8 protein-coding genes are annotated in these 10219 nt (G+C 54.9%); 5 read left to right on the forward strand and 3 right to left on the reverse strand.

Features of this window, described 5'->3' with window-relative positions; all coding sequences use genetic code 11:
• Positions 1-58: 58 nt before the first annotated feature.
• Positions 59-214 (reverse strand): DUF5993 family protein, encoded by a 156-nt coding sequence (locus tag K5905_RS18380; protein ID WP_297586440.1) that lies wholly within the window; start codon positions 212-214, stop codon positions 59-61.
• A 278-nt stretch (positions 215-492) separates the two neighbouring features.
• Here K5905_RS18380 and aspS point away from each other — a divergent pair, with 278 nt between their 5' ends.
• Positions 493-2274 carry an aspartate--tRNA ligase gene (gene aspS, locus K5905_RS18385; RefSeq protein WP_297586442.1) on the forward strand — a complete coding sequence of 594 codons (1782 nt, stop codon included), beginning with the start codon at positions 493-495 and terminating at the stop codon, positions 2272-2274.
• Positions 2275-2395: 121 nt separating this feature from the next.
• Complete coding sequence (locus K5905_RS18390) at positions 2396-4183, forward strand: ABC transporter ATP-binding protein (RefSeq protein WP_297586443.1); 1788 nt, start codon at positions 2396-2398, stop codon at positions 4181-4183.
• A gap of 54 nt (positions 4184-4237) precedes the next feature.
• Here K5905_RS18390 and K5905_RS18395 read toward each other — a convergent pair whose 3' ends face one another.
• Complete coding sequence (locus K5905_RS18395) at positions 4238-5413, reverse strand: hypothetical protein (protein ID WP_297586445.1); 1176 nt, start codon at positions 5411-5413, stop codon at positions 4238-4240.
• A gap of 86 nt (positions 5414-5499) precedes the next feature.
• Positions 5500-6399, reverse strand: coding sequence for a sugar kinase (locus K5905_RS18400; protein WP_297586447.1), 900 nt, complete (start codon positions 6397-6399; stop codon positions 5500-5502).
• A 190-nt stretch (positions 6400-6589) separates the two neighbouring features.
• On the opposite strand from K5905_RS18400, the gene K5905_RS18405 reads away from it, so the two are divergent.
• From K5905_RS18405 to K5905_RS18415, 3 genes are all read left to right on the forward strand, one after another.
• Positions 6590-8200, forward strand: a complete 1611-nt coding sequence (locus K5905_RS18405; protein ID WP_297586448.1) for an EAL domain-containing protein — start codon at positions 6590-6592, stop codon at positions 8198-8200.
• Positions 8201-8387: 187 nt separating this feature from the next.
• Positions 8388-8948, forward strand: coding sequence for a TetR/AcrR family transcriptional regulator (locus tag K5905_RS18410; RefSeq protein WP_297586450.1), 561 nt, complete (start codon positions 8388-8390; stop codon positions 8946-8948).
• Between the two features lie 13 nt (positions 8949-8961).
• A complete protein-coding gene (locus K5905_RS18415; RefSeq protein ID WP_297586451.1) occupies positions 8962-10056 on the forward strand; it encodes an efflux RND transporter periplasmic adaptor subunit in 1095 nt (364 codons plus the stop codon).
• Positions 10057-10219 lie beyond the last annotated feature (163 nt).

A 10219-nucleotide genomic window follows, 5' to 3' on the forward strand; every position in this document is an offset into this window, starting at 1 on the left:
ACCGATCGCATTGAGTGTGCGCGAGGGATGCGGCGCAAGAATAATCATGGCGGCTCTCCTACAGTCTGATCGTCAGCGGCGTGGTCGCGTGGAAGTCGAGCCAGTAAATGCTCAAAACGAGGGTTATTCCAAAAACAAAGAAGGAAAGACGCCAGCGGTCTCGCCAGGCCAATAGAATGGCAACCGTCATCAGCGCGAAAAGAAGTGAAATCACGTTCAGTCCCCCCTGTAGAATCGACAACTCAGAGCATATAGCAGTGGTCGTGTTCCAGCAATTTTTCAACTTTTAGGCGTCGCTTCGGTTTTCTCGCCCCATCATATTCAGGTGGAAAGCGAAGGGTATGGGCTCATATCTTGAGGGGATGCGTCAGAGCCAGACAAGCCTCTCCCTTGACTTTCGTCCCGCAACGTGGCTTTTGCAGCCCGACACGGCCTGCCTGCGGCGGGCCGTAACGATTTTCTATGGAATTCCAGAACTGTCGAGGAACGAGAATGCATCCCTACCGTAGCCATACATGCGGTGATCTCCGTCTGTCCGACGAAGGCCAGACCATCCGTCTTTCCGGCTGGGTCCACCGGGTCCGAGATCATGGCGGGGTGCTGTTCATCGATCTGCGCGACCATTACGGCGTAACGCAGTGCGTCGTTGATCCGGACTCTGACGCGTTCGGCCTTGCTGAATCCGTGCGTTCCGAATGGTGCATCCGCATTGACGGCAACGTGAAAAAGCGGACCGACGAGACCATCAATTCCGAACTTCCAACCGGCGAGATCGAAATCTTCATCCGTGAAATGGAAGTCCTTGGTTCCGCAAAGGAATTGCCGTTGCCGGTTTTTGGCGAGCTGGAGTATCCGGAAGAGGTGCGTTTGAAGTATCGCTTCCTGGATCTGCGCCGCGAGACACTGCACAACAACATGATCCTGCGCTCGAACGTGGTGCGGGACTTGCGCGATCGTATGTGGGAGATCGGCTTCAACGAATTTCAGACGCCGATCATCACCGCTTCGTCTCCTGAAGGGGCTCGTGACTTTCTTGTCCCGTCCCGTCTGCATCCGGGCAAATTCTACGCCCTGCCGCAGGCACCGCAGCAGTTCAAGCAGCTGCTGATGGTTTCCGGTTTTGACAAGTACTTTCAGATCGCGCCGTGTTTCCGCGACGAGGACCCGCGCGCTGACAGGTCTCCGACCGATTTCTATCAGCTCGACATGGAGATGTCCTTTGTTACGCAGCAGGAGGTCTTTGACACGATCGAGCCGGTCATCGCCGGTTGTTTTGAGAAATTCGGCAAGGGCCGTCCGGTCAACCGCAACTGGCCGCAGATTGCCTACAAGGATTCTGCACTCTGGTACGGAACGGACAAGCCGGACCTCAGAAACCCGATCAAGATGCAGATTGTCTCCGAACACTTCGCCGGATCCGGTTTTGCCATCTTCGCAAATCTGCTGGAACAGCCGGGGACTGAAATCCGTGCGATTCCAGCCCCGAAAGGTGGAAGCCGCAAATTCTGCGACCGGATGAACAAGTTCGCGCAAGGCGAGGGGCTGCCGGGCATGGGCTATATCTTCTGGCGCAAAGCCGAAGACGGTTCCATGGAAGCAGCCGGACCGCTGGCCAAGAATATCGGTCCGGAACGCACTGAAGCCATTCGGGTACAGCTGGGCCTGGAAATGGGCGACGCGGCCTTTTTCCTGGGCGGCAAGCCAAAGCAGTTTGAACCGGTTGCCGCAAAAGCGCGTGTCATCATCGGCGAAGAGCTGGGCTATACCGACAAGGATCGCTTCGAGTTCGCCTGGATCGTCGATTTCCCGATCTATGAGAAGGATGAGGAAACCGGCGAGATCGACTTTGAGCATAACCCGTTCTCCATGCCGCAGGGCGGCATGGAAGCGTTGGAGGGTGATCCGCTTGAAGTCAAGGGATGGCAGTACGATCTGTCTTGTAACGGGCACGAGTTGGTCTCCGGCGCGATCCGGAACCACAAGCCTGAAATCATGTACAAGGCGTTCGAAATCGCCGGATATCCGGCGGAAGAGGTCGACAATCGCTTCGGTGGTATGGTCAACGCCTTCCAGTACGGGGCTCCCCCGCACGGCGGTTGTGCGGCTGGGATTGATCGTATCGTGATGTTGCTCGCAGATGAGGCGAATATCCGTGAAGTCATGCTCTTCCCGATGAACCAGAAAGCGGAAGACCTGATGATGGGCGCGCCGAACGAACCGACGGCGGCACAACTGCGCGACCTGCATTTGCGGTTGAACCTGCCGGAAGCATAAGCGTCTCCCCTTGCAGGGAGCCGTCGAATAGGAGTACCCCTCTTAAGCGAAGGGGCATGGGGCCGGCTCAGCTGGCCTCATTCATGTCGAGTGGTGAAAGCCGCTAGAAAGGTGACGCTTCGTGCTCAATCCGTTCAAATCGAAAACTTGGACCGATCCGGACGGCACAGTTCAGCTGATCAAGAGATTGTTCAGCGAGAACTTCAGGACTTACATTCCGCAGTATCTGCTGGCCTTTGTCTTCATGGCTATGATTGCGGCGACAACAGCTGCAAGCGCCTGGATCATGCGTGATGTCGTGAACGAGGTCTTTGTCAACAAAGACTCCACGATGGTTTATCTGATCGCGATCACCGTGTTGCTGATCTTCAGTCTTAAAGGCGCTTCGACATACGGCCAGATGGTTGTGCTGGCCCGTGTCGGAAATTCGATCGTTGCAGATCTGCAACGACGGATGTTTGACCACCTGATCAGGCAGGACCAAACCTATTATGACCGGCTGTCGCTGGCTGAAATCAACGTAAGGGTTGGACAGGGGGTCAATGCTGCCCGAACGACCTTGGATCTGGTAATCGTCACTCTTGGTCGCGATATTTTGACGTTGATCGGCCTCACATTCGTGATGGTTTATCAAAATCCACTTCTGAGCCTGTTTGCACTCATCACCATGCCTCCGGCCGTCATTGGTGTGGCGTTTCTGGTGCGACGCGTCAAGGAATACGCAAAGCGGCAGGTTGTTTCGACGGCCAAGATCGGAGCGGCCATGCAGGAATCCGTGCTTGGCGTCAAAACTGTCAAAGCCTTTGGGATGGAACCCATCATGCGCAAGCGCATGGAAGTGGGGGTTCTGGAGGTGCAGAAACAGTCGAACAAGATCGCGTCGCTTTCGGCCAGAACCTCTCCGCTTATGGACACCCTCGGCGGCTTTGCGATTGCTTTGGTGATTTTCTACGGTGGTTATTCGGTCATCAATCTCGGGCAGGATCCGGGAGCGCTGTTTTCATTTATCACTGCGCTTTTGCTGGCCTATGACCCGGCACGTCGCCTTGCAAGGCTGAATGTCAACCTGGGCAAACAGATCGTCGGTCTGCGTCTTATGTATGAACTGGTCGACAGCGAACCGGTTATGCAAGACAAAGAGAATGCCGGGGATCTTCAAATACGCGGCGGTAAGATCGAATATCGGGACGTTGCCTTTTCTTACGGCGAAAGTGCTGCTTTGCGCGGTGCGAGCTTTGTCGCTCAGCCGGGCAGGATGACAGCATTGGTCGGCGCCTCGGGTGCGGGAAAATCAACCGTTTTCTCATTGATTGAGCGCCTTTATGATCCGGATAGTGGCGATATCCTGATCGATGACCTTTCGATCACGTCCTGCAAGATATCGTCACTGCGCGACAATATCGGCTATGTCAGCCAGGATGCTTACCTGTTCAACGTCAGCATCAGAGACAACATTGTTGTCGGCAAGCCCGACGCTTCAATCGAGGAAATCGAAGAAGCTGCAAAGGCGGCCAATGCCCATGATTTCATCATGGCACTGCCGGAAGGCTACAACACAAGGGCAGGCGAGGGAGGCAACAATCTTTCAGGTGGCCAGCGTCAGCGAATCTCGATTGCGCGGGCAATGTTGCGTGATGCTCCAATCTTGCTGTTGGATGAAGCAACCTCCGCTCTGGATGCAGAATCAGAATCCAAAATCCAGTCTGCGTTGGAAACACTGATGGATGGGCGCACAACGCTTGTGATCGCTCACCGGCTCAGCACCGTCCGTCATGCCCACCAGATCCATGTCATGGATCAAGGCAAGGTCATTGAAAGCGGTACCCATCAGGAGCTGTTTGATCATGACGGCATCTATCGCCGACTTTGTGAGCTCCAGTTTCAAAATCGGGACGAAGCCGCAGAATAAAGAAAGCCCGGAAATCACTCCGGGCTTTTTGGGAAATTTGAAGCTCAAGCAAATTCACTGATTTGCAGTGATCCCAATAGACAGGATCTGGGGGATCATCTGCGGAGCAAGCATTGCTGTTCCGACGATCTGAGCGACGGGAACGGGAGTTCCCGGGCTTGCGGTGAGTTCCAGTGATCCCGGTGTTGTCAAAAACTCCGTCACGGCCTCAGTGACCTTGCCTTCCAGTTCCTTGTTCTGAAGCATACCAAGCATGAGGGGTAAGCTGCCTGTTAGACCGGCGACATAGACCGGAACTTCAACGCCTGCTTTTTCTGCTTCCTGATCGAGGATACGACCGGTCAGGGACTGGTCATCCAGACGAATCTTTGCGTTGGTAATCGTGACATTCTGTAGAAGCGCCATTGCCTCTTCCGGGTTTTCCGATGTGTCATCAAGCTGAGTGACAACATCACGGGTAACCCCTCCAAGCGAGAATGAAACCGTAAGGCTCGCCGCGTCCTTCGCGTCGATCTTCAACTCCGGTACGTCAATGGTGGCAGCGTCCGGATTCCATTTTCCCGAACCACTCAGGTCAAGAGACAGCGTTTCGTAGCCAAGTTCCGTGAGAGACTTTGCTTCATCGGCCTCAATCTCCTTGACATCAATTGTGGCGCCGGTAATCGCGAATTTGCCTGACGTTGGCAGGTCCCCGTCCATACCGTCGATGGAAGAAGAGATCTTCTCGATTTCGGCGACTTTGCCGTCTTCATCGCGAACCTTGATCGTGGCCGCTTCGAACGTTCTGTATCCTGGTCCAACGGGAGATTGCTGGGCTTTCGCCTCTTCTGCCGATGGTAATACGAGACCGGTCACGTTGACGCTTCCCAAAGACATGCCACCGTCATCGGCATCAAGTTCAAGTTGGGTGAGGTCGAGGCTTTCGATTTTCAGGCGGCCGCTGTCAAGAATTTCACCGTCGGTCAAAACCGTTGAGCCGATGGTTACCTTTTCCTTTTCCTCGTCATCATTGCTGATGACAAGATCCGAAATCGTGACGGTTGCGCCGGAAACGTCGACCGAACCGTAACTCTCGACGGTTCCTTCTTCGGTATCAAGAATCGTGAGGAAAGCGTCCGCGATTTCATTTCCGGTCGGATCGAAAGCGAGGGCGGGAGTTGCTTGAAGGGCAATCAGACTAACGGCTGCCGACAGGCCGGTTCTGAACCGGGGCGCACAGGAAAACATCATATAAATCTCCACCATGAAAAGGCGCGCCCACTCTGCTCCATGTTCACAAAGGAGGCAAGGTGAAAGCCGGTATCGTTTTCAGTCCGTCAGGCGACGGCTTTTTCAGAAAATGTGGCGTTTGCTCTTTCAACATCTTCGAGAGACGGAAGGCTGGCTTCATTTCCAAGGTGTTGGATTGCATGCGTGGACGCACCGCGGGCAAACCGGAAATGTTGATCCCAGCTGTGTTCCGGCCAGTGTAGATAGGACGCAATATAGGCGCCGTGAAAAACGTCACCCGCACCGTTCGAATCAACAACATTTTCAATTGGTACAGCCAGGGCCGGCATGATCTTGTCGGGCCCACCGGCTTCGTACCAGACCATTCCCTGTTCACCGAGGGTCACAGCACCAACCGGGCAGTTCTTGGATCGCAGATAGTTCAAAGTCTCACCGGTCGATTTGCCAAGTTGCTCGCAAAAGCGTTCGGAAACGACCGCGATATCGATGTGTTCAAGCAACTCATCTGTGTTTTCCCGAACCGCACCACCGTCAAGCGATGTCAGCACACCCAGGTTCTTGCAGGTCTGCGCATAATGGAGAGCGGCATCTGGCATGTGTCCGTCCAGATGCAGTGCCTTCAGGTTTCCAAGCGTCAGGGGGGGGAACGGGTGAAGAAAATCGTTGTCCCGGCAACGAACAATCGCCCGCTTGCCGCCCTTTGGCATGATGAAGGAAAGGGAGGATTCACGAACTTTCCTGCCGTGGATCGAAATGCCGTATGCCGATGCCATGTCCTGGAACATCCGCGAAAGCCAGTCGTCTGCCTGCGAGCACAATAGGTCAGGCTTACCTCCCAGTTTCGCACAACAGAACGCGGCCGTAACCGCATTGCCGCCGAAACTGATGGCGTAGTCCTTCGCAATCGCTTTTTCATCGCCTGTCGGCAGGCGGTCGGTCAGGAAAGTGACGTCGATATAGGCCTGGCCGATAAACAATGCCTGCATGTAATCCTCCTGTTATCCGGTTGAAACGTTCAGCCCGCAGCTAAACACCCTTGCTGAGATCGTGGCTTTGATCTGGATGAAATGACTGAATATTCAGTCCTTGTTTACCCAGATCCGCCATTTTCAGGAAGAGTGTATTATTAGTAAGGCCTGTGTTTTGTCCTTCCGGTATATCGGTTTTGCGAAAACGGTGTTGATCGCCCTTGTGTTGGCCGTCACCCCCTTGTTCGCAATAAACATCATCTTGAATCAATATGCCGAACGACGTGCCATCACCGAGATGGAGGCGATGGGGCAGGTATCGATCAGGCGCGCCGAGGAAGCAATCAGCACAACCGTCTCACTGTTGCAGCGTCTTGACCGGGATAATGTCCAGACCTGTGACGCCGAAGACCGGGTTATCTACGAAAAGCAGATCGTGGAGCATGGAATGGTCGATGCGATCGGACTGGCCGATGCATCTGGCCAGCGCATGTGCATCATTCCGGATAGGGAATTGGCAGGGCAGATGATATTGCCACCGGTTCGCTCCGACGGGCCTCTGGTTGGCATTGGAATGCTTGAAAGAAGCTTTCTGGGTGCCCATGCAGCTGTGATCAGCTGGGATCTCAAGGACCAGACACGATTGTTTGCAGAGGTGACCCCGGCGGTCATTGCAATGGACCCTGGCCCGGAATACCTGCGATCCTACCGGAGGGCTGAACTCCGTCTCGGCAACAATCTGCTTTGGTACAATGTCGGCGGTTACAACTCCGAAGCCTCAACGCCCGGAGACATGCTCAGCGTAGAAGTGAGATCCGAACTTTATCCGCTGGTTGCCAAGGTGGTCGCCCCGGTTTCTGCAGCTTCGCATGTCGTGCAGGACTTGAAAGTCGTTGCCACGGCAGCTTGCGCCGGTATCGCTATCTTGTTCGTTGCTATCGGCGTCTGGCTGTCCTGGCGGCCTGAAAGCGAAGCCAATGATGAATTTGTTGCAGCGGTCCGCAATGGCGAATTCATTCCGTTCTATCAGCCGGTCATGGATATCGAGACCCATCGTCTGCGCGGCTGTGAGGTTTTGATGCGCTGGCGCCGGCCGAATGGCATGATCGTATCGCCGGGTCAGTTCATGGCTTATGCCGAAAACAACGGCCATATCTTCGACATGACCAGACACATGATGCGGGTTTCTTCCGAAGAGGTCGGCGAGCTTTATGGCGAGAACCCGGATCTGAAGCTATCGATCAACCTGTTTGCAGGACACTTCCTGGATCGCGAGGTTATTGGCGATATCAAGTCGATCTTCGAGAAGTCGGAGATCTCTTACCAGCAGATTGTCGTTGAAGTGACCGAGCGGCATCCGCTTGCCGATATGGAACTGGCACGCAAGATCATTGCTGAGCTGCAGGCGCTTGGTGTCCGTGTCGCACTGGACGATGTGGGAACCGGTCATGGCGGCATGGCCTATCTGCAAAAACTTGGCGTCGATATCATCAAGATCGACAAGATGTTCATCGACTCCATCAGTTCCGACGACTCCTCGACCACGATTGTCGATTCCATGGTCGAACTGGCCGACAATCTCGGAATGGGTATCATTGCCGAGGGCGTCGAACAGGAAGAACAGATCGAGCGTCTTCTGGAACTGGGCGTTACAGCGGCACAAGGTTACTACTTTGCGCAGCCGATGCCGGCGGATGAATTCATCGCTTTCGCCGAGAAGACGGAAGAAGAAGCGCGCGAACGGGCGCGCATGGCTGCAGAAGCAGCGGCAGCAGAGCAGGCAGCCGCCGAAGCGGCAATGGCCGAGGCCGCTGCCTGATTTCTTCCTGAATTGGCGAGACGTTCGGTTTTCTGTTCCATATTTATCTCATTCGGCACAAGGCAATCGTGTGCGGGGCCAAGGCCTTGCACATTTTGCAAGGCTGGTTTGCAGGCTCTCCTCTTGTCTGTACCGGCTGGACGGTATAAGTATTTCGAAACTGTACTGACTGGACGGTATAAAAATCATGCCTCGATCTGCACGAAGCACGCAGGACTCAAAGAGCGAAATCCTCACGGCGGCGCTTGAAGTCATCAGGCGCTCAGGTGCTCCGGCGCTGACTATTGATGCCGTTGCGGAGGAAAGCGGGTTCTCCAAGGGCGGGGTTCTCTACAATTTCCCGACAAAGGACGCGCTCATCACCGGCATGGTCGAGTTTCTGGCCAATCAGTTTGGCGACGAAGTTGCCAAGGCGCGAGAACTGCATCTGTCGTCACCATGCCCGACTTTGAGTGCTATGATCGATGTCACCCAGGGCTGGCTTCGGGAGCGGCAGGACGTTGCGCGGGCAATGTTGGCGACCAAGGCCGACAAACCGGACCTCAGTGAACCCTTCAAGGAAGTCACGACACGTCTGAAAAAGGCTGTCGAGGCCGAAACGGAAGAACGCGGGAAGGCCTGGATGATCTGGTCAAGTCTGGAAGGACTGCATTTTTCCGATGCACATTGCGCCTCGGTATTCACGGAAGACGAGCTGGTGGTGGTTTTCAATCAACTCCGCCGGTGTCTGGACGAAATTAAGAACTAGGACGAAAAATCAAATGTTGGCACTACGCAAAGCACCTATCGGCCGATGGGTGGGGTTCCTGCTTGCCGCCGGGCTTCTGGCCGCTTGCCAGGACAATGCAATTGACCCGGTTGCAGAGGCCGAAGCCAAGCTTCATGCGGCACCGAGACCGGCCAAGATTTTTACGGTTTCCGATCAGATCGGTTTCGTAGAAAGACGGTTCGCGGGACGGGTCGCAGCAGTACAGACCGTTGATCTTTCCTTCCAGGTTGCCGGGAAACTGATTGAATTGCCAGTGCGTGAAAGCCAGCCGGTCACGAAGGGGGACGTGATCGCGAAACTTGACCCGACAGATTATGAGCGCGCCGTCCGTGAAGCGACCATAAGCCTCGACCAGGCCAAGCGGGAAATGGACCGCCTGGCAACGCTGCGGGATCGGTCGGTGATTTCGCAATCAGCATTCGACGAGCAGGAAAATGTTCATGACCTTGCGGTTGAACGCCTGAAAGAAGCCAAGCAAAATCTCGCCTATACGACCCTGCGGGCACCGTTCGATGGCATCGTTTCGGTTCGTCTGGTGGACAATTTCACGACAGTCAGTGTTGGTACTCCGGTGGTTCGTGTGCACGACGTTTCTGAAATTCAGGTCGACATCAACGTTGCCGAAGCCTTGTTTGGACGGGTTACCGAAGCGGATGTGGCTTCATTGGAGGCGATGTTCCCGGCATATGGTGACAAGCTTTTCCCGCTCACATATCGCGAGCATTCCAGCCAGGTGGACGAAGTGGCGCAGACATACCGTGTCACGCTGGCAATGCCGCGGGAAGGTGCGGAACAGCTCCATCCCGGGATGACTGCCTCTGTCTTCGTCAAGGTGCAGCCGGAAGGACTGGAACTTGGCGAGCAGAATCTGGTTCCGTCCGGTTCTGTTGCCGTGGATGGTGACGGCAATGCATTTGTCTGGAAATTCGCCGCTGAAACCGGTGCGGTGTCAAAAACACCCGTCGAAATTGGCACGATCATGGGAAATTTCATTCCCGTGCGGACGGGTTTGCAGCAAGGTGACGAGATCGTTTCAGCCGGTGTCGCTTATCTGAGCGAAGGCCAGATCGTGCGCCCGTTGCGCTGATCCATGTAAGTTAGTCGAAGGATCAGAACCCGTGGATATTGCACGCTATTCGATACAGAAACCGGTCAACACCTGGATGATCGTCATCATGGCGCTCCTGGGTGGCCTGTGGGGCCTGACAACAGTTGGCCGGCTTGAAGATCCTGCCTTCACCATCAAGGAA

It is taken from the genome of Roseibium sp., assembly GCF_025698965.1.
Lineage (GTDB): Bacteria > Pseudomonadota > Alphaproteobacteria > Rhizobiales > Stappiaceae > Roseibium.

Bases quoted from the DNA above. Each gene is read 5' to 3' on its own strand.
- aspS (WP_297586442.1), top strand. From the start codon at position 493: ATGCATCCCTACCGTAGCCATACATGCGGTGATCTCCGTCTGTCCGAC.
- K5905_RS18395 (WP_297586445.1), bottom strand. From the start codon at position 5,413: ATGATGTTTTCCTGTGCGCCCCGGTTCAGAACCGGCCTGTCGGCAGCC.
- K5905_RS18400 (WP_297586447.1), bottom strand. From the start codon at position 6,399: ATGCAGGCATTGTTTATCGGCCAGGCCTATATCGACGTCACTTTCCTG.
- K5905_RS18410 (WP_297586450.1), top strand. From the start codon at position 8,388: ATGCCTCGATCTGCACGAAGCACGCAGGACTCAAAGAGCGAAATCCTC.
- K5905_RS18415 (WP_297586451.1), top strand. From the start codon at position 8,962: ATGTTGGCACTACGCAAAGCACCTATCGGCCGATGGGTGGGGTTCCTG.